Source organism: Parvibaculum indicum (assembly GCF_011762095.1).
Lineage (GTDB): Bacteria > Pseudomonadota > Alphaproteobacteria > Parvibaculales > Parvibaculaceae > Parvibaculum > Parvibaculum indicum.
Map to the genome: position 1 here is coordinate 161186 of NZ_JAASQO010000009.1, position 18429 is coordinate 179614.

The window sequence follows — 18429 nt, forward strand, 5'->3', positions numbered from 1 at the left end:
ATCAGTTGAGGCGGGGTTTCAACTCGCGCAGGGCCTGTTGCGCCATCTCCGCGATGCGGTCTTCGCCAAGATCCAAGGCCTTTTCATAGCAGGAGGCGAAAGCGTCGACGGCGGCGCCCATCCGTCCGTCATGCACTTCGAGGCGGCCCAGCTCGAAGAAAAGGCCCGCACGCTCCGGTGCGATCCAGATCATGCGCCTGACGACATCGCAGCCCCGGGCGAAATCATTGCCGCGCACGGCGCGCATCATAATGTTGTTCTGAAGCCTCAGCAGAATGTCGCGCGACGACACTTCCGCATATGCCTCCGGCGAAAGAGTGGCGCGCGGGCCCTCCACCTGACGGATCATGGAGAGGAGGTCGGCGCTTGTCAGAATCCGGCCGCCATTGAAGGGATCGACAATTGCCGCGTCGCGCGGGCCGCTTCCCTCGGTTCTCAACCGCAGCACGAAATGACCGGGGAAATTGAGCCCGGCCAGATCGAGGCCCAGCCGCGCCGCCACATGGAGCCAGACGATGCCCAGCGCCACGGGCAGGCCCTTGCGCCGGTCGATCACCTCCATGAGGTTTGCATTGCGCGGATCGTCATAGGTCTCCGCATCGCCGCGATAACCGTGAAGACCGGAAATGACGCCTCCCAGAAGCGCAGCCAACTCATGCGCGTCGCCATCGGGCGACCTGTCCGTCGCCTCGCGCACGGCGTCACACAGCAGCGCCAGATGGTCCCGGTAATTGTCCGGCGACAGATCCGGCCGGTCACAGGCCGCCAGCAGCAGGGCGGTTTCGGCGATATCGATATCGCCCTCCCCGGCCTTGCCCGCCGCGCGCAATCGGCGCTCGATTTCGTCATCGGTTTGCTGAAAAGGCCGTCTCATGCCGGACATCATGGCGCGACGGGAACGGCCTGCGCAAGCCGCGGGTCGATCGGACGGCGTCAATCGCGCCAGGCATCGGGCAGATGGCGCGGCCAGCCGCCGGGAAACCCGAAGGGCCATGACGAGGGCGTGACGAGCACCAGGTCGAAACGCAAATCGCAGCCTGCGAGATCCGGCCTGAGTGCAAAAAGCTGTTCGCCCGCCCGCCAGAGACGCGCCCGCTGATGCGGCCGCAGGGCTTCGCTGGCCGCGCCCTCCCCCGTCCTGGCCTTCACCTCGACCACGGCCAGCATTTTGCCGCGCCGCGCGAGAATATCAATCTCGCCGGCGCGGGTCTTGAGGCGGCGCGCCAGAATCCGGTAACCCTTGAGACGCAGCAACAAAACGGCGAGCGCCTCGGCGCGCAGCCCCCGCGCATACGAGGCTTTCCCCCTCACCTGCCGTTCGAGGGTTTTTCGGGCCCGAATGCCGCCACCGCGGCGCTTCCCCTCCATGTCAGTCCTCTTTGGAAAGCTCGAGCGCGCGCTGATAGACCTCGCGCTTGGGCAGGCCGGTGACGGAAACGACCTCGGCCACCGCATCCTTGAGGCTGGTCCGGCGCAGGGCATTCTCGATCATCGCATCGACCTCATGGGCACAGAGCGCGGCGCGCGGCGCGGGCGGGCCGACCACAATCACGATCTCGCCTTTCGGTGCGCCGGCTTCCGCGTAATGCTGCGCGACATCGGCGAGCGGTCCCTTGCGCACCTCCTCGAATTTCTTGGTGAGTTCGCGGGCGACGGCCACCTCCCGCTCGCCCAGCGTCGCGGCCATGTCGGCCAGCACGGCGGCGAGCCGGTTGGCGCTCTCCAGAAAGACCATGGTGGCGGGAATCGCGGAAAGCTCGGTCAGGTCCTTGCGCCTTGCCTCCTGTTTTGCCGGCAGGAAGCCGCCGAAGAAGAAACGGTCGGTAGGCAGCCCCGCCACGACCAGCGCGGCCAGAAGCGACGAAGCGCCGGGCAGCGCCGTCACATTGAACCCTTCATCCAGCGCATCGCGCACCAGCTTGAAACCCGGGTCGGAAACCATGGGCGTGCCGGCGTCGGAAACCAGCGCGATCGCCTCTCCCGCGGCCAGCCTTTGCAGGACGCGCGGGCGCATTTCCTCGGCATTATGGTCGTGATAGGGCGCGGTTTTCGCCTGGATATTGTGGATGGCAAAGAGCTTCGCCGTCACCCGCGTATCCTCGCACAACACGAGATCGGCGCGGGACAGGACGTCCAGCGCGCGCAACGTGATATCGGACGCATTGCCGATGGGGGTCGCCGTCACGTAGAGACCGGGCTCGAGACGGCCCGTTACGGTGGTTTTTTCGGTCATGATGCGCAGACCATGCGCCCGCCATATTTGTTTGGCAATTGGTTGCGGTTAGAACACGTTGCGTTTGTTTACTTGAGGGGCGGTGCAGCCTAGGCTTTCCGCACTGCAAATCCGGCAGGACATATCCCGTGCATTCCAAGATCTCCGCTTATCTTTCTTCCACCCGGCACGCCTTGCGTCCGGCCCTGTTCGTTCTCGGCGCCCTCCTTCTGGCAGGGTGCAGCTCCGGGCCCAAGCCGGATGTGCACACCCCGGTCCAGCCGCAGCAGCCCTCCGCGCAACAGCCGGTCCAGCAGGAGCCGGAACGTCTGGTCGAGCGCAATCCGGCTAACTATTACCGCCCGGCCTTCCTGCCCGCCAACCTCGACCCGGTGCGCATCGCGGTCATCCTGCCCTTCAACAATTCGCGGACGCAGGATCTGGCGAACGCGCTTTACAATGCCGCGCAGCTCGCGCTTTTCGAGTTCGACAGGCCGAATGTGCTGATGATGCCCAAGGCGACCGACGGCTCGGCCGGCAGCGCGGAGCGTGCCGCGCGCGAAGCCCTGGAAGAAGGTGCGGACATCATTCTGGGGCCGCTTTTCTCCGCCGAGGTACGGGCGGTGAAGCCTCTTGCCGCCGATACGCAGGTGCCGGTTCTCGCTTTTTCCTCCGACCTCGACGTCGCCGGGGATGGCGTCCACCTGCTCTCCTTCCCGCCGTCGCTGGAGGTCGACCGGATCGTCGATTACACGGTCCTGCAGGGCAAGACGCGCTTTGCCGCGCTCTATCCGCAATCCGCTTTCGGAGATCGCGTCCGCACGGCCTTCAATCAGGCCGTCGCGGCCCGCGCCGCCACCGTGGTAGCCAGCGCGGTCTATCCGCGAAATGCGCAAGGCATGTATGCGCCGGCCAAGCAGATCGCGCAGGCCTATGACGGCGGTAACGGATTCGACGCGGTTTTCATGCCGGAGGGCGGCTCGGTCATCAAATCGCTCGCCCCTCTTCTACCCTATAACGATGTCGATCCGCGCCAGGTGCAGTTCATCGGCACCGGCCAGTGGGACGATCCGTCTCTGGCGCGCGAGCCGCCGCTGCAGGGCGGGCTTTTTGCCGCCCCGCCGCCCGAAGGACATGAACGCTTCGTGGAGCGCTATCGCCGGGCCTATGGCGCCAATCCGCCCCGGCTCGCCAGCCTTGCCTATGACGCGGCGGGACTTGCCATCGCATTGTCCGCGCGGGGCGGCGGCAACCCCTATGCCGAGGACGTGCTGACGGACCCGGAAGGCTTTTCCGGCGTCGACGGCATTTTCCGTTTCCTGCCGGATGGCGGGATCGAACGCGGCCTCGCCGTCATGCAGATCACGGCCTCGGGCCTCAAACAGGTCGATCCGGCACCCACGGGCTTCACCCCCGCCCCGGCGTTCTGAGAAACGTCAGGCCAGCAATTCGCCCAGCAGCGCGTTCAGCACCATGCGGCCCTGCGATGTGGCGATGAGGCGGGTGTCGTTGCCGCGTTGCGCGCGGGCGATGAGCCCCTGTTCTCCCAGCCGGGCGAGCCGTTCCTCTGGAAGCGCCCGGCCCGTCAGTGCCTCGTAGCGGGCGAGCGAGACGCCTTCCTCCAGCCGGAGACCCATCAGCATCATCTCGTCGCCCTGCTCCGCCGGGCTCACCTCTTCGGCGGTCTGCGTCCCGTCGCCCGTTGCCTCCACGGCCTCGAGCCAGTCGCCGGGCATACGGCGCGCCGTTGTGGCGATCCGGTTGCCGCCGACGGTCAGCCGGCCATGCGCGCCTGGACCGACGCCGACATAGTCGCCATAGCGCCAATAGACGAGATTATGGGCGCATTCCGCACCGGGTATGGCGTAGTTGGAAACCTCATAGGCCTTCAGTCCCTTCTCCGCGCAGATATCCGCTGTCAGGGCATAAAGCGCCGCTGCCGAATCCTCGTCGGGCAGACGGAAGGCGCCCTTTTCATACAGACGCTCGAAGGCCGTGCCCTCTTCAATGGTGAGCTGGTAGAGCGAGAGATGGTCGGCGGCGTGAGAAAGCGCCTCGCGTAATTCTGCTGCCCAGCTCTCCGGCGTCTGGCAGGGGCGCGCATAAATAAGATCGAACGACAGGCGCGGAAAAGTTTCGCGGGCAAGCGCGATGGCGGCCATAGCCTCCCTCGCACTGTGCAGCCGCCCCAGGAATTTCAGCTGCTCGTCATCCAGAGACTGAACGCCCAGCGACAGGCGGTTGATCCCCGCCGCCCGGTATCCGAGGAAATGTTCGGCCTCCACGCTGGTGGGGTTAGCCTCCAGCGTCGCCTCCACGCCGTCCGGCACATGCCAGAGCCGGGCAATGGCCTCCATCACCGCGCCCACCGTGTCCGGTGTCATGAGGGAGGGCGTGCCGCCGCCGAAAAAAATGGAAGTGACCTCGCGCGGGCCCGTCAGCGCGCGATATCGGGCGAGCTCGCCTGCAAGCGCGCGCGCCCAGCGGGACTGATCGACATGCGCAACGACATGCGAGTTGAAATCGCAATAGGGGCATTTGGACTGGCAGAAGGGCCAATGGACATAGATGCCGAAACCGGGCTCACCCGCCGACCCTGCTTCAACGACCTTATTGTCAGCTCTTGAAGCAGGCATCCACGAGCTGCCGGAAAGCATCGGCGCGGTGGGACATGGCGTGCTTTTTCGCCGGATCCATCTCGCCGAAGGTGATGTCGTGCCCTTTGGGCACGAACATGGGATCGTAACCGAAGCCTTTATCGCCGCGTGGCGGCCAAACCAGTTCGCCGTCCACCCGGCCCTCGAAATATTCCACATGCCCGTCCGGCCAGGCCAGCGCCAGACCGCAGACGAACCAGGCGGAGGTGTCATGCGTACCGGCTTCGAGGATCGACACGCGCAGCTTTTCCATGGCGAAGCCGAAATCCTTTTTCGGTCCGGCCCAGCGCGCGGAATAGATGCCCGGCGCTCCGTTCAGGACGCCGACGCATAAGCCGGAATCGTCTGCCAGGGCAGGGAGGTCCGCGGCTTTCGCAGCCGCCAGCGCCTTCAGCTCCGCATTTTCGCGGAAGGTCGTGCCGGTTTCCTCCGGCTCGGGCAGATCCAGCTCGCCCGCGGAAACCGTCTCGATGCCGAAAGGCGCGAGCAAATCGGCGATTTCGCGGACCTTGCCCGGATTATGACTGGCGACAACCAGCTTGCCGTTCCGCTCGAATGTCCGCGTCATCCCGCGACCGCCTTTTTCTGCGCCTCGACGAGATCGGCAATCGCCGTGCGGGCGAGGGTGAGCAGGGAGGTGAATTCCTCATCCGAGAAGGGTTCGCCCTCTGCCGTGCCCTGGATTTCGCAGATGCCGCCCTTGCCCGTCATGACAAAATTCGCATCGGTATCGGCGGTGGAATCCTCGGCATAATCAAGATCGACAACCTGGGTGCCATTGTAGATGCCGCAGGAGATCGCCGCCACATGATCCTTCAGCACGGGCGCGGAAATCATGTCGCGGGCCTTCATCCACTGGATGCATTGATGCAGCGCGACCCATCCGCCCGTAATCGACGCCGTACGGGTGCCGCCATCTGCCTGAATCACATCGCAATCGACGGTGATCTGACGCTCGCCCAGCGAACGCAGATCGACCACGGCGCGCAGGGAGCGCCCGATCAGGCGCTGGATTTCCAGCGTCCGGCCCGACTGCTTGCCGGCGTTTGCCTCGCGGCGCATGCGCTCATGGGTGGAGCGGGGCAGCATGCCGTATTCCGCCGTCACCCAGCCTTCGCCCCGGCCCTTCAGCCAGGGCGGGATCCGCTCTTCCAGAGAGGCGGTGCACAGCACATGCGTGTCGCCGAAGCGCACCAGGCAGGAGCCCTCGGCATGTTTGGCAATGCCGGGCTCGAAGCTCACAGCGCGCATTTCGTTCGGCGATCGGCCGGAAGGTCGCATGGGTCAGGTCCGTTTCTGTTGTCTTGTCCGCTTTTTTCGTGTCGCTTACCTACAGGCTGGCGGAGCCAGCGTAAAGCGGAGCGGGCGCGGATTGACGGACGGACATGCCGTTCCTAGATTCAGGCGGCGATTTCAATATCTTATACCGCGCAACGTCATCGCTCACATCGCCCCTCGGAGTTTGCCCATTCATGGTCGCCGTCAAGGATCTCAATGAACGCTCGCGCGAGATCCTTCGCCATATCGTCGAAGCCTATCTGGAGACCGGCGATCCGGTCGGATCGCGCTTCCTGTCGCGCACCATGCCCATGTCGCTGTCGGCGGCCTCGATCCGCAATGTGATGTCGGATCTGGAGACGCTGGGGCTCCTGTTCTCGCCGCATACAAGCGCCGGCCGCGTGCCGACCGATATGGGCCTCAGGCTCTTTGTCGACGGGCTGCTGGAAGTGGGCGATCTCTCCGACGAGGAACGCATCTCCATTGAGGCGCAGGTCGCGGGCACGGAACGCGATGTCGAAAACGTGCTGGACGAGGCGACACGGCTTCTGTCCGGGCTTGCCAATGCGGCGGGTTTCGTCGTTGCGCCGACCCATGACGATGCGCTGAAGCATATCGAGTTCGTGCCGATCGATGCCGAGCGCGCGCTGGTCGTTATCGTGACGGAGGGCGGGGGCGTCGAAAACCGCGTCATCGAAATGCCCAAGGGACTGACGCCGTCGGCGCTGTCGGAAGCGACGAATTATCTCAACGCCCATTTGCGGGGGCGGACGCTTGAGGAATCCAAGAGCTTCCTCGCCCGAGAGGTCGAAAAGCAGCGGGCCGAACTCAACGCGCTGACCGCCAAGGTGATCGAGGCGGGGCTTGCGACCTGGTCGGGCGGACGGGCATCCAATGACGACCCGCTGGCCAAATCGCTCATCGTACGCGGACGCTCGCATCTTCTGGAAGATCTGCATGCGCTGGACGATCTGGAACGCATCCGCCATCTCTTCGATGCGCTGGAGAACAAGCGCGACCTGATCCAGCTTCTGGACCTTGCCGAATCCGCCGACGGCGTACGCATCTTCATCGGCTCGGAGAACAAGCTTTTTTCCATGTCGGGCTCTTCGCTGATCGTGAGCCCCTATATGGATGCCGACGAGCATGTGGTGGGGGTACTGGGCGTGATCGGCCCGACAAGGCTGAACTATGCGCGGGTCATTCCGATGGTGGACTACACCGCCAAGCTTGTCAGCCGTCTCATCAAATAGCCCGTTCGGGCGAGGCGGGTTGACATATCCGCCCGCGCGCCGCACATCAGCCCATCGAGCCGCCATCTTCTTTTCGAACCGGAAAACCATGAGCGACGAAGAAAAAAAGACGCAAGCACCCCAAACCCCCGAAACCGACACGCCGGAAGCAGAAGCGGCGGCGGCAGGCGAGGGGGCGGAACAGGCCGCGCCTGAAACCGATCCGGTCGCGGAGCTGGAAGCGCAGGTCGCCGACCTCAAGGACCGGCTGCTGCGCGCCGCGGCGGAAATGGAAAACACCCGCAAGCGCACCGAGCGCGACAAGCAGGACGCGGTGAAATTCGCCGCCGCCAGCTTCGCCCGCGACATGCTCGAAGTGTCCGACAATCTGCGCCGGGCGCTGGGTGCGCTCAACGAGGACGACCGCTCGCAGGTGCCCGACAGCGTGAAAGCGCTGATCGAAGGTGTGGAAATGACCGACCGTCAGCTCCTCACCACCTTCGAACGCCACGGGGTGCGGGAAGTGACGCCCGCGGAGGGCGAGAAATTCGACCCCAATCTGCATGAAGCCATGTTCGAGGTGCCCGGCACCGGCCAGCCCGCGGGCACGGTGGTACAGGTCATGTCGGCGGGCTACATGATCGGCGACCGGCTGCTGCGCGCGGCCCGTGTGGGCGTCGCCAAGGCGGATGAAGGCGGCGGATCGGGCGGCCCCGGCGCCAATGTGGACACCTCTGCCTGACTTCCGCCTGCCCGCGGACTGGTATCCTTCCGTTTTTTGGTCCCTACTACTTGACGAGTTCAGCGTTCGGCCTAATTTATAACACTGTTATAGGTCGATTTCGGAACCAAAATCGGGGAGGCGATCATGCTTATGCTCTGGGCGGCGGCGGCGTTTTTTCTGGGTATCCATCTCATCATCGCAGGCACCCGCCTGCGCGACCGTATCGTCGGTGCAATTGGCGAGGGGCCTTATCGCGGGCTCTTCTCGCTCGCCTCTCTGGCGGGCATCGTCTGGCTTTGCTGGTCCTATAATCTGGCGCTGGAGGGCCCGAACGAGCTTCACTGGGTGACGCCGGACGGGCTGAAACATGCCGCCCCGCTTCTGATGCTGCTTGCCTTCCTGATCGGCATTGTCGGCCTGACCACACCCAACCCGACCTCGGTCGGCGCGGAAGGGCTGATGGAAAACCCGGGTACGGTGAAGGGCATTTTGCGCATCACGCGGCACCCGTTTCTCTGGTCCGTCATCATCTGGGGGCTCACCCATATGGCGATGAACGGCGACAAGGCCTCGCTCATTTTCTTCGGCACCTTCACGCTGCTCGCCGCGCTGGGGACGCTATCGATCGATGCCAAGCGCAAGCGGCTTTATGGCGAAAGCTGGAAGAGCTTCACCGCAACCACTTCCAACCTGCCTTTCGGAGCGATCTTCGCCGGGCGCAACAAACTGGCCATCGGCGAACTTGGCTGGTGGCGAATCCTCGCCGCGCTGGTCGCTTTCGGCGCGGTTTTCTACGGCCATCTCTGGGCCTTCGGCGTCACCCCGGTACCGGGCTGGTATCCGTACTAGGGCTGTCAGGCCTCGCGCCTGAGGCCGGAGAGCTTGCCGGGCCTGTCGGCCGTCACGGTGAAGCGGGCGAGGGAGATAGGTTCGTACTCTTTCTCGCGAACGGTGGTCACGGCCATATAGGTCGCGTCGGCCTTTTCCGCCGTCAGTTCGAGCAGCACGAAGCCGTGATGGGCAACATTGGCGTATTTGACTTCCGGACAATGCGAGACCATGACCTTTTCCGCGATTTCCGGGATACGCGGATCGTCGCCCAGATAGCGATAGCCCGATTGCGAGGTAACGCTGGTCGTGCCGAATTCGACGGCGACCAGATCGCCTGCGTCGTCATGCAGGTCGTTCGCCCAGAAATTATGGCTGTCGCCGGCCAGCACGAGCAGGTTCGCTTCCGCCGCCTTCGCGCCTTCATAGAGCTTTTCGCGCGCGACCGGATAGCCGTCCCATGAATCGAGATTGATGGGCAGGCCGAGCTTCGTGTTGTCGAGCCAGCGCTTCGTGTAGGGGCTCGAGGCGCGCGCCTTTTCCACGATGTCGGCGGGGAAGGCCGTGGTGAAGTCGGGCGCATCCATTCGGGCCATGACGATCTGGTTGGCCAGAACCTGCCATTTGACATCCTTCGCGCGAGCCTTCTTCAACTCGCCGGCGAGCCAGGCCTGTTGCTTCTCGCCCATCATGTGCCGGGCGGGATCCTTCAGCTTCTCCTCCCGGAAGCGTTTGGTGTCCGGCTTGTAGCCGTAGCCTTCAGGCAGGCCCTTTTCCTGCCATTCCACCATCCGCGCATAGTCGAGGACCGGCTGGCCTGCCGCGTCATAGGGCGTTTTCACGCGCCGGATGTCCGCGCCGGGGGCGGGCTCTTCCATCACGACAACCGGATTGTCCGGGTCCGAGGCGTCGAAGACGGTTTCCTCATAGACCATGTCGGTCCCATAGCTCAGCGCGTCATCGCGCCCCGTGAGCCGCGTTTCGACGACATGGATCGACGCCAGCTTGCCATATTCATAGGAGCGGTTGAGCGCGTAGAAGGCCTTGCCGGGCGTGGGGTCGCGCATGGGCATCCACTCGAAATAGGCCTTCAGCGCGGCATCGCGGCGCGTTTCCCAATCGCCCTCGGTTGCGGGATCGTGATTGCCCGCGCCGCCGATCCAGCTGTTATTCGCCGTCTCGTGATCGTCCCAGACGGTGATGAAAGGGGCCGCGGCATGGGCGGCCTGCAGATCGGGATCGGCGCGGTATTGCGCAAATCGGGTGCGATAATCGGCGAGCGTCAGCAATTCATGCGGCGGCTCATGCATGCGGCCCAGTTGCTTGCCCACATCGCCGCCATATCCATCCACACCATATTCGTAGATATAGTCGCCCAGATGCACGACAGCATCCAGGTTGTCTAATGCGGCGACCTCCCGGTAGACGTGGTAGTAGCCGAAAGAATAATGCGAGCAGGAGATCACCGCGAAGCGCGCCTGCGCGGTGTCGGCGGGCAGCGTCTTGGTAAGCCCCACGGGCGAAAGCGTGTCGCCTACCGCGAAGCGGTAGTAATAGGCGCTGCCGGGCGCGAGGCCCGTCACGTCCACCTTCACCGTATGGTCGCGGGCGGCGCTCGCCTGCGCTTCGCCCTCGGCGACCGGTTTCGTGAAATCGGCGTCTTCCGCCACCATCCACTGAACGGGCACGGGCGAGGTTTCGCTCGTGGTCACGCGCGTCCAGATGATGACCGCATCGCCTTTCGGATCGCCGCTTGCCACGCCATGGCCGAAGGATGCGTCAAAACTTTCCGTCGCCTCCTTGTTTTCATCGCACCCGGCGAGACCGAGCCCGCCGACGGCGGTCAGGCCCAAAAGCGTCTGTCTTCTGGTAAAGCGATCCCAACTCATACTGAAAACCCCCGGACATGAAACTGCCGATCACGCGCCACGACATGACCGTTAGACTATCAAGCCACAATGTCGGTTTTTTTGCCGGTCCGAACGCGCATGAAAACCTGCCCGGAAGGACCGGAAAGATGCATTGTCAGGGTTTCGTCACGCGGCGCAGCGTGATGTTGAGACGTCCGCCGCCCTCGAGCAGCGAGGACGAGCCGGGAATGATGCGGTCCACACCGTGAAACCGCAGGCGGCTCTCGCCTCCCAGCAACAGGACGTCGCCGGAAGCGAGCCTGAAACTCTTCGATTTATCGCGGCGGGCGAATCCACCCGCCCGGAAGACGCATGTGTCGCCCAGCGAAAGGGAGAGGACGGGCGCATCCAGCGCCTCCTCGTCCCGGTCCTGATGCAGGCCCATTTTGGCTTTCGGCCCGCGATAGATATTCAACAGGCAGGCCTCGGGCGGGGCGGGATAGCCGGTCAGCTCGTCCCAGAGCGCCAGCAGGCTTTCGGGTATGGTGGGCCAGGGGCGGTTCGTTTCCGGGTGGCGGGGCTCATAGCGATAGCCGGAGACGTCCGAAACCCAGCCCAGCGGTCCGAGATTTGTCTGGGCGATGGACCAGGGCTGACCGGTGCGCGGCATGGTCGGGCGATAGGGCGGCGCGGCGCGGACGGCCTCGCGCAATTCGGTGGCCAGGTGTTGCTGGGCCGCATCGTCCAGCGCATGGGGAAAGAGCACGAGCCCCGCCATACCTGTATCCACGCCTCGGGCCCTTGCTTTCAGCGCCGTTTTCGCCGACGCGGAGGCTGTCGTCATGCGTTCACCCGCTCATGCGACATGGCAGATCCCGGGACAGGCCGAAAAACCAGTGTGACCAAATTGCCGCATCACCGCTTGCGGCCCGTAGAACCCAATCCTATATACAGCGCAACCAGTTCCAACCCCTAAAGGACCCTTTGGGGGCCGGTCCGGGGCGGGTTGGCGGTTCGCCTTCCTTCCCTCGCAAAGCGCCCGCGCTGGTGACGTCTCTTCGGAGAAACGGACAGCAATCGGGGCTTGCCCGGCCTGCCACAGACAAGAGGACCAGACGCAAGATGGGAAAAGTAATCGGCATCGACCTTGGCACGACGAATTCGTGTGTCGCGGTCATGGAAGGCAATCAGGCCAAAGTCATCGAAAACAGCGAAGGCGCGCGGACGACACCGTCCATGGTGGCCTTTACGCAGGATGGCGAGAGGCTGGTCGGTCAGTCCGCCAAACGCCAGGCGGTGACCAACCCCACCAATACGCTGTTTGCGATCAAGCGCCTTATCGGTCGCGCCTATGACGACCCGACCACCCAGAAAGACAAGGATATGGTGCCCTACAGCATCGTCCGCGCCGATAATGGCGACGCCTGGGTGGAAGCGCATGGCGAGAAATATTCCGCCTCGCAGATTTCCGCCTTCATCCTGCAGAAGATGAAGGAAACGGCCGAGGGCTATCTCGGCGAGAAGGTCGAACAGGCCGTCATCACCGTTCCCGCCTATTTCAACGACGCCCAGCGCCAGGCGACCAAGGACGCCGGCAAGATCGCAGGGCTCGAAGTACTGCGTATCATCAACGAGCCGACCGCGGCCTCGCTCGCCTACGGGCTTGAGAAGAAGAGCGGCGAGACCATCGCCGTCTACGACCTCGGCGGCGGCACCTTCGATATTTCGATCCTCGAAATCGGCGACGGCGTGTTCGAGGTGAAGGCCACGAACGGCGACACCTTCCTCGGCGGCGAAGATTTCGACATGCTGCTGGTCGGCTATCTGGCCGATGAGTTCAAGAAGGAAAACGGGATCGACCTGCGCGAAGACAAGCTCGCGCTGCAGCGCCTGAAAGAGGCGGCCGAGAAAGCGAAGATCGAGCTGTCCTCGTCCTCGCAAACGGAAGTGAACCTGCCCTTCATCACGGCGGATGCCTCCGGCCCGAAGCATCTCAACCTCAAGATCACGCGCTCCAAGCTGGAAGCACTGGTGGACGGCCTCATCGAGCGCACGATCGAGCCCTGCAAGGCCGCGCTCAAGGATGCGGGCGTCAATGCCGGTCAGATCGACGAAGTGGTGCTTGTCGGCGGTCAGACGCGCATGCCCAAGATCCGCGAGAAGGTGAAGGCCTTCTTCGGCAAGGAACCGAACATGTCGGTGAACCCGGACGAAGTGGTGGCGATGGGCGCCGCCATTCAGGCCGGCGTGCTGCAGGGCGACGTCAAGGACGTGCTGCTGCTCGACGTGACGCCGCTTTCGCTCGGCATCGAAACGCTGGGCGGTGTGTTCACCCGCCTCATCGACCGCAACACGACGATCCCCACCAAGAAGGCGCAGACCTTCTCCACCGCCGAGGACAATCAGTCCGCGGTGACGATCCGCGTCTTCCAGGGCGAACGCGAAATGGCGGCCGACAACAAGCTGCTCGGCCAGTTCGACCTTGTCGGCATTCCCTCCGCGCCGCGCGGCGTGCCGCAGATCGAGGTTGCCTTCGACATCGACGCCAACGGCATCGTGAACGTGTCGGCCAAGGACAAGGCGACCGGCAAGGAACAGACCATCCGCATCGAAGCCTCCGGCGGTCTCAGCGAGGCGGATATCGAGCAGATGGTGAAGGATGCCGAATCCCACGCCGAGGAAGACAAGAAGAAGCGTGAGGAAGTCGAGATCCGCAACCACGCCGAAGCCCTTGTCCACTCCACCGAGAAGACGCTGGAGGAAAACAAGGACAAGATCGACGAGGCGGTGAAGTCGGAAGTCGAAACGGCCGCCGAAGAGCTGAAGACGGCTCTCAAGGATGGTTCCGCCGACGACGTCAAGGCGAAGACGGAAGCGCTGACCCAGGTTTCGATGAAACTCGGCGAAGCGCTCTACAAGCAGCAGCAGGCCGATGCCGAGGCGAATGCCGCCGGCGGCGATGAAGCCGACGGCTCGCAGGACGATGTCGTCGATGCCGACTTCGAGGAAGTCGAGGATGACGACAAGAAGGACGAGAGCAAGGACTCCTAAGGAGTTCCAACGAGTGGACGGGATGCCTGATGCGTCCCGTCCGACTTCAAACGCTTCAGGGCCCAAGCTCGGTGCCCATCGGGTAATCCTTCAATGTCCAAGCGCGACTATTACGAAATCCTCGGCGTGAACCGGAACGCCTCAGCCGACGAGCTGAAAAAGGCCTACCGGTCTCTCGCCAAGAAATATCACCCCGACCAGAACGCCGGCGACGACGAGGCCGAGACCAAGTTCAAGGAATTGAACGAGGCCTATGACGTGCTGAAGGACGAGCAGTCCCGCGCCGCCTACGACCAGTTCGGCCATGCGGCCTTCGAGGGCGGCATGGGCGGTCCCCGTGGCGGCCAGCAGGGCTTTCACGGCGATTTCGGCGCGTCGATGTCCGACATTTTCGACGATCTGTTCGGCGAATTCATGGGCGGACGGCGCGGCGGACGAGGCGGGCGCGGCGGCGATGGCGGCCGGATGCGCGGTCACGACCTGCGCTACAATCTCGACATCACGCTGGAAGAGGCCTTCGAAGGCAAAAAGGCGCAGATCCGCGTACCCGGTTCGGTCACATGCGAGGAGTGCCATGGCAGCGGCGCGGAGCCGGGTTCGAGCCCGGTCACCTGTCCGACCTGCCAGGGCGATGGGCGCGTCCGCGCCAGCCAGGGCTTTTTCACGGTGGAACGCACCTGCCCGACCTGCCATGGGCGCGGCCAGACCATCGACAAGCCCTGCAAGGCGTGCAACGGCGCAGGCCGGATCGAAAAGGAACGCACGCTGTCGGTGAATATTCCGCAGGGCGTCGAAGACGGCACACGCATTCGCCTGGCGGGTGAGGGCGAGGCCGGGCTGCGCGGCGGCCCGCCCGGCGATCTCTATATCTTCCTGTCGGTGCGTCCGCACACGCTGTTCCAGCGCGACGGAGCGGACCTCTTCTGCCGGGTGCCGATTTCGATCGCGACAGCCGCGCTTGGCGGCGAGATCGAAGTCCCGACGCTGGGCGGCAAGAAAGTGAAGGTCAAGGTGCCGGAAGGCGCGCAGACCGGACGCCAGTTCCGCCTGCGCGGCAAGGGCATGCCCATCGTCAATACGCGCGATTTCGGCGACCTCTATATCCAGGTGACCGTCGAAACGCCGGTGAAGCTCACCAAGAAGCAGAAAGAGCTTCTGAAGGAGTTCGAAGAGGGATCCAGCGACGCCAACAATCCCGAAAGCACCGGCTTCTTCGCCAAGGTGAAGGATTTCTGGGACAGCTTCCAGAACTGACCGAACCGGTACAGGATAGAAGGCCCCGCTTCGGCGGGGCCTTTTGCATTCCGCCGCCTATCGGGTAGGGACATGTCTGTCGAAACGCCTGCAATTGTACCCGAACTTGATGTGACCGATCTGGAGGCCTCCCTGAAGGTCTATACCGAAGTATTCACCTTCAAGGTCCTCTACTCTCGCCCCAAAGAGCGCTTTGCCTATCTCACTCTCGGGAACGCTCATCTCATGCTCGAAGAGTTGGCCGGGCCGGGACGACGCTTCCATACCGCGGCGATGGTATTTCCATTCGGACGGGGGATGAACCTTCAGATCGAGGTGCCGGACGTTCGGGCGCTGTATACTAATGCTCAGGCATCCGGGCTCGCCATTCATGTTCCACTGGAAGAGCGCTGGTACCGGCAGGGAGACCGAGAGGCGGGAAACCTTCAATTCGTCGTTGCCGACCCTGACGGCTACTTGCTGCGATTTTTCAGCAACCTCGGCAAAAGACCGCTGTGACATCACAGGAATGGGCGCTCACTTGGCCCAACCCGTCCCGCCTGCTATATCCCCGGTCAAATACCAGAGGCGCTAAGAATATGACCCAGGACCTGAAGATAGCCGTGACCGGCGCCGCCGGGCGCATGGGGCGCACGATCCTCAAGATCGTGCACGAGACCCCGGGCGTCGCCATCGGGGGCGGCATCGAGGCGGAAGGCTCGCCGCATCTGCGCGTCGATCTCGGGGAGCTGGCGGGCCTTGCCCACAAGCTCGGCCTCGAGGCGACGAGCGACGCAGGCGCCGTGATCTCCGCTTGCGACGCTATCATCGACTTCACCCGGCCAGCGGCGAGTGTCGCCTTTGCGCAGGAAGCGGCAAAGGCGGGCAAGGTGCATGTGATCGCGACCACGGGCTTCACCGATGAGGATGAAGCCGCCATCGCGGAAGCGGCAAAGAGCGCCATCATCGTCAAGGCGGGCAATATGAGCCTTGGCGTCAATCTGCTCGCGGCGCTGGTGCGGCAGGCCGCGCGTGCACTGGATGCGAGCTGGGATGTGGAAATCGTCGAGATGCATCACCGTCACAAGGTGGATGCGCCCTCCGGCACGGCGCTGATGCTGGGCGAAGCGGCGGCGGAAGGGCGCGACATCCCGCTCAAGGACAATTTCGAGAGCGGGCGCGACGGCATTACCGGCGAACGCAAGGAAGGCGCGATCGGCTTTGCCGCGCTTCGGGGCGGTTCGGTGGTTGGCGAGCATCAGGCGATCTTCGCCGGCGCGCATGAGCGCCTCGTGCTCGGGCATATCGCGGAAGACCGCGGCATCTTCGCGCGCGGCGCCGTCAAGGCAGCGCTTTGGGCGCAGGGCAGGAAGCCCGGCCTCTATGACATGGCCGACGTGCTCGGCATCAATTAATCCAGACTTTCATCAGACCACAGAGCAAAGGAGCGAACCTTGGCCAACCTGCTTGTTCTCGTCCGTCATGGACAGAGTGACTGGAATAAGAAAAACCTTTTCACAGGCTGGCGCGATCCGGAGCTGACCGAGCAAGGCAAGGAAGAAGCCAGGGAAGCAGGCGAGGCGCTGAAGAAGGCCGGCTATCATTTCGACGTTGCCTATACCTCCGCGCTGACGCGCGCGCAGGAAACCAATCGCATCCTGCTCGAAGAACTCGGTCAGAGCGATATCGAGATCGTAAAGGACCAGGCGCTGAACGAGCGCGACTATGGCGATCTTTCCGGCCTCAACAAGGACGATGCCCGCGAGAAATGGGGCGAGGAACAGGTGCATATCTGGCGCCGTTCCTTCGACGTGCCGCCGCCCGGCGGCGAAAGCCTGAAGATGACGGCGGAACGAGTGCTGCCCTATTACGAGGCGAACATCCTGCCGCGCGTACTGAAGGGCGAGAAGGTGCTGGTCGCCGCGCATGGCAACAGCCTGCGTGCGCTCGCCATGCAGCTCGACGGTCTTTCGGAAGACGAGATCACCAAGCTCAACATCGCGACCGGCGCGCCGATCGTCTATGAGCTGGACGACAACGGCAAGGTGCTTTCAAAGACAATGCTGATCGAGCGCGAGGCGCATTGATCGCCTGACATCAGGGAGTGGCGTGCTCCGCGATCCCATGATGCTGGGGTACGGCGCGCCATTCATGCAGGGCCCGGGAAAGCGCATCGGCGAAGTCCCGGCGCTCCGGCACGGAGAGGAACGAGGCGATCTCCAGGTCGCGGCCATGGCTGCGCAGGTGAAGCTCCGTCGTCTCGTCGGGATTTTCCTTCAGATCGAGCCGCACCCAATAGGGCTCGAAGCTGTAGCCCGTCGCCCGTCCATACTGATCGACGCGGCGCACGATCAGCTCGTTCTCGCCGAGCTGGACGGTCTCATGGGCGCGGGCGGCGCGGTAGTTGGCGCGGAAGGCCCACCAGACCAGCGCCACGTCGAGCCCGCAAAAGGGGGCCACCAGCCAGGCGCCTTTCAGGGCGAAAAGAAAGCCCGCCAGGAAATTGACCCCGACCACGATCCCCATGACCACGAGGAAGCCCTGCCGCCCCAGCGAGCGATGGGGCGTGATGAGGGCGTTGAAATGCAGCGTCCCGTCCGCGGGCAAGACTGCGTGGCTGCGATGTTCCGGCAATGGCGTCATGGCTGTATAGAATAGGGTTTGAGCCGCCGCCCGACAATGCGCGGTGGCGCCGCAGCCGGAGAGCCGATCCATGCCCCTGATGAAGAAGCCCGCCATCGAAGAATTCTTCCGCCGCCTGCAAAAGGCGCTGCCGGAGCCGGAGACGGAGCTTCAATACCATAATCCCTACACGCTGCTGGTCGCCGTGGTGCTGTCGGCACAGGCGACCGACAAGGGCGTCAACAAGGCGACCGAGAAGCTCTTCAAGATCGTCGATACGCCGCAGAAGATGGTGAAGCTGGGTCTCGGCAAGCTCACCGACCACATCAAGACGATCGGCCTTTACCGCAACAAGGCCAAGAATGTGATCGCGCTGTCCGAACAGCTCATCGCGCAACATGACGGCGAGGTACCTCGCTCGCGCGAGGCGCTGGAGGCGTTGCCGGGGGTGGGGCGCAAGACGGCCAATGTGGTGCTGAACGTCGCCTTTGGCGAGCCGACCATCGCGGTCGATACCCATATCTTTCGGGTCTCAAACCGGACGGGGCTTGCGCCGGGCAAGAATGTGCTGGAAGTCGAGCAGAAGCTCGAAAAGCGGGTGCCGGAAGAGTTCCGGCTCCATGCCCATCACTGGCTCATTCTGCATGGGCGCTATGTCTGCAAGGCGCGCAAGCCCGACTGCCCGGCCTGTCCTGTGAACGATCTCTGTCTGTTCAAGGGAAAGACGGTGGCGGCGTAAGGT

19 protein-coding genes are annotated in these 18429 nt (G+C 63.7%); 10 read left to right on the forward strand and 9 right to left on the reverse strand.

Going from position 1 to position 18429, the window contains the following annotated elements; translation table 11 throughout:
• Nucleotide 1 precedes the first annotated feature (1 nt).
• Genes FHS78_RS12470 through rsmI form a run of 3 tightly spaced genes read right to left on the reverse strand, consistent with a single transcriptional unit; the run spans nt 2 to nt 2233 of the window.
• On the reverse strand, nt 2-874 hold the full coding sequence (locus FHS78_RS12470; RefSeq protein ID WP_167094698.1) for a SirB1 family protein: 873 nt from the start codon (nt 872-874) through the stop codon (nt 2-4).
• 59 nt (nt 875-933) lie between these two features.
• The gene (locus FHS78_RS12475; RefSeq protein ID WP_167094699.1) at nt 934-1368 is read right to left on the reverse strand and encodes a YraN family protein; all 435 of its coding nucleotides are present in this window, start codon (nt 1366-1368) and stop codon (nt 934-936) included.
• A 1-nt stretch (nt 1369) separates the two neighbouring features.
• Nucleotides 1370-2233 carry a 16S rRNA (cytidine(1402)-2'-O)-methyltransferase gene (gene rsmI / locus FHS78_RS12480; protein ID WP_167094700.1) on the reverse strand — a complete coding sequence of 288 codons (864 nt, stop codon included), beginning with the start codon at nt 2231-2233 and terminating at the stop codon, nt 1370-1372.
• A gap of 128 nt (nt 2234-2361) precedes the next feature.
• On the opposite strand from rsmI, the gene FHS78_RS12485 reads away from it, so the two are divergent.
• On the forward strand, nt 2362-3642 hold the full coding sequence (locus FHS78_RS12485; RefSeq protein ID WP_167094701.1) for a penicillin-binding protein activator: 1281 nt from the start codon (nt 2362-2364) through the stop codon (nt 3640-3642).
• A gap of 6 nt (nt 3643-3648) precedes the next feature.
• Here FHS78_RS12485 and hemW read toward each other — a convergent pair whose 3' ends face one another.
• The 3 genes from hemW to rph are packed head-to-tail and all read right to left on the reverse strand — an operon-like array spanning nt 3649 to nt 6150.
• Nucleotides 3649-4848, reverse strand: coding sequence for a radical SAM family heme chaperone HemW (gene hemW, locus FHS78_RS12490; protein ID WP_167094702.1), 1200 nt, complete (start codon nt 4846-4848; stop codon nt 3649-3651).
• Nucleotides 4829-5437, reverse strand: coding sequence for an RdgB/HAM1 family non-canonical purine NTP pyrophosphatase (rdgB, locus tag FHS78_RS12495; RefSeq protein WP_167094703.1), 609 nt, complete (start codon nt 5435-5437; stop codon nt 4829-4831). The genes hemW and rdgB overlap by 20 nt, the downstream gene beginning before the upstream one ends.
• The gene (gene rph / locus FHS78_RS12500) at nt 5434-6150 is read right to left on the reverse strand and encodes a ribonuclease PH (protein WP_167094704.1); all 717 of its coding nucleotides are present in this window, start codon (nt 6148-6150) and stop codon (nt 5434-5436) included. Before rph ends, rdgB begins: the two co-directional genes overlap by 4 nt.
• A 191-nt stretch (nt 6151-6341) precedes the next feature.
• On the opposite strand from rph, the gene hrcA reads away from it, so the two are divergent.
• The 3 genes from hrcA (at nt 6342) to FHS78_RS12515 (ending at nt 8952) form a co-directional block, all read left to right on the forward strand.
• Nucleotides 6342-7400: a heat-inducible transcriptional repressor HrcA gene (hrcA, locus tag FHS78_RS12505; RefSeq protein WP_167094705.1), complete on the forward strand. Its 1059-nt coding sequence runs from the start codon at nt 6342-6344 to the stop codon at nt 7398-7400.
• A gap of 88 nt (nt 7401-7488) precedes the next feature.
• Nucleotides 7489-8121 carry a nucleotide exchange factor GrpE gene (gene grpE / locus FHS78_RS12510; protein ID WP_167094706.1) on the forward strand — a complete coding sequence of 211 codons (633 nt, stop codon included), beginning with the start codon at nt 7489-7491 and terminating at the stop codon, nt 8119-8121.
• 126 nt (nt 8122-8247) lie between these two features.
• Nucleotides 8248-8952 carry an NnrU family protein gene (locus tag FHS78_RS12515; RefSeq protein WP_167094707.1) on the forward strand — a complete coding sequence of 235 codons (705 nt, stop codon included), beginning with the start codon at nt 8248-8250 and terminating at the stop codon, nt 8950-8952.
• A gap of 5 nt (nt 8953-8957) precedes the next feature.
• On the opposite strand, the gene FHS78_RS12520 is transcribed toward FHS78_RS12515, so the two are convergent.
• Entirely contained in the window at nt 8958-10820 is a 1863-nt protein-coding gene (locus FHS78_RS12520; protein WP_167094708.1) for an alkaline phosphatase D family protein, read from the reverse strand.
• A gap of 136 nt (nt 10821-10956) precedes the next feature.
• A complete protein-coding gene (locus FHS78_RS12525; protein ID WP_246220477.1) occupies nt 10957-11625 on the reverse strand; it encodes an alpha-ketoglutarate-dependent dioxygenase AlkB in 669 nt (222 codons plus the stop codon).
• Nucleotides 11626-11903: 278 nt separating this feature from the next.
• Here FHS78_RS12525 and dnaK point away from each other — a divergent pair, with 278 nt between their 5' ends.
• The 5 genes from dnaK to FHS78_RS12550 all read left to right on the forward strand — a co-directional run bounded on the left by dnaK (nt 11904) and on the right by FHS78_RS12550 (nt 17152).
• Nucleotides 11904-13832 (forward strand): molecular chaperone DnaK, encoded by a 1929-nt coding sequence (gene dnaK, locus FHS78_RS12530; protein WP_167094709.1) that lies wholly within the window; start codon nt 11904-11906, stop codon nt 13830-13832.
• 93 nt (nt 13833-13925) lie between these two features.
• The gene (dnaJ, locus tag FHS78_RS12535; RefSeq protein ID WP_167094710.1) at nt 13926-15086 is read left to right on the forward strand and encodes a molecular chaperone DnaJ; all 1161 of its coding nucleotides are present in this window, start codon (nt 13926-13928) and stop codon (nt 15084-15086) included.
• A gap of 72 nt (nt 15087-15158) precedes the next feature.
• Nucleotides 15159-15584: a bleomycin resistance protein gene (locus tag FHS78_RS12540; protein WP_167094711.1), complete on the forward strand. Its 426-nt coding sequence runs from the start codon at nt 15159-15161 to the stop codon at nt 15582-15584.
• Nucleotides 15585-15664: 80 nt separating this feature from the next.
• Entirely contained in the window at nt 15665-16480 is an 816-nt protein-coding gene (dapB, locus tag FHS78_RS12545; protein WP_167094712.1) for a 4-hydroxy-tetrahydrodipicolinate reductase, read from the forward strand.
• A gap of 39 nt (nt 16481-16519) precedes the next feature.
• On the forward strand, nt 16520-17152 hold the full coding sequence (locus tag FHS78_RS12550) for a 2,3-bisphosphoglycerate-dependent phosphoglycerate mutase (protein WP_167094713.1): 633 nt from the start codon (nt 16520-16522) through the stop codon (nt 17150-17152).
• A 10-nt stretch (nt 17153-17162) separates the two neighbouring features.
• Here the strand turns inward: FHS78_RS12550 and FHS78_RS12555 are convergent, their stop codons facing one another.
• Nucleotides 17163-17804: a DUF2244 domain-containing protein gene (locus FHS78_RS12555; RefSeq protein WP_167094714.1), complete on the reverse strand. Its 642-nt coding sequence runs from the start codon at nt 17802-17804 to the stop codon at nt 17163-17165.
• Here FHS78_RS12555 and nth point away from each other — a divergent pair.
• Entirely contained in the window at nt 17779-18426 is a 648-nt protein-coding gene (gene nth, locus FHS78_RS12560) for an endonuclease III (protein WP_205305304.1), read from the forward strand. The two genes, FHS78_RS12555 and nth, sit on opposite strands and share 26 nt — an antisense overlap.
• The last annotated feature ends 3 nt before the right edge of the window (nt 18427-18429 follow it).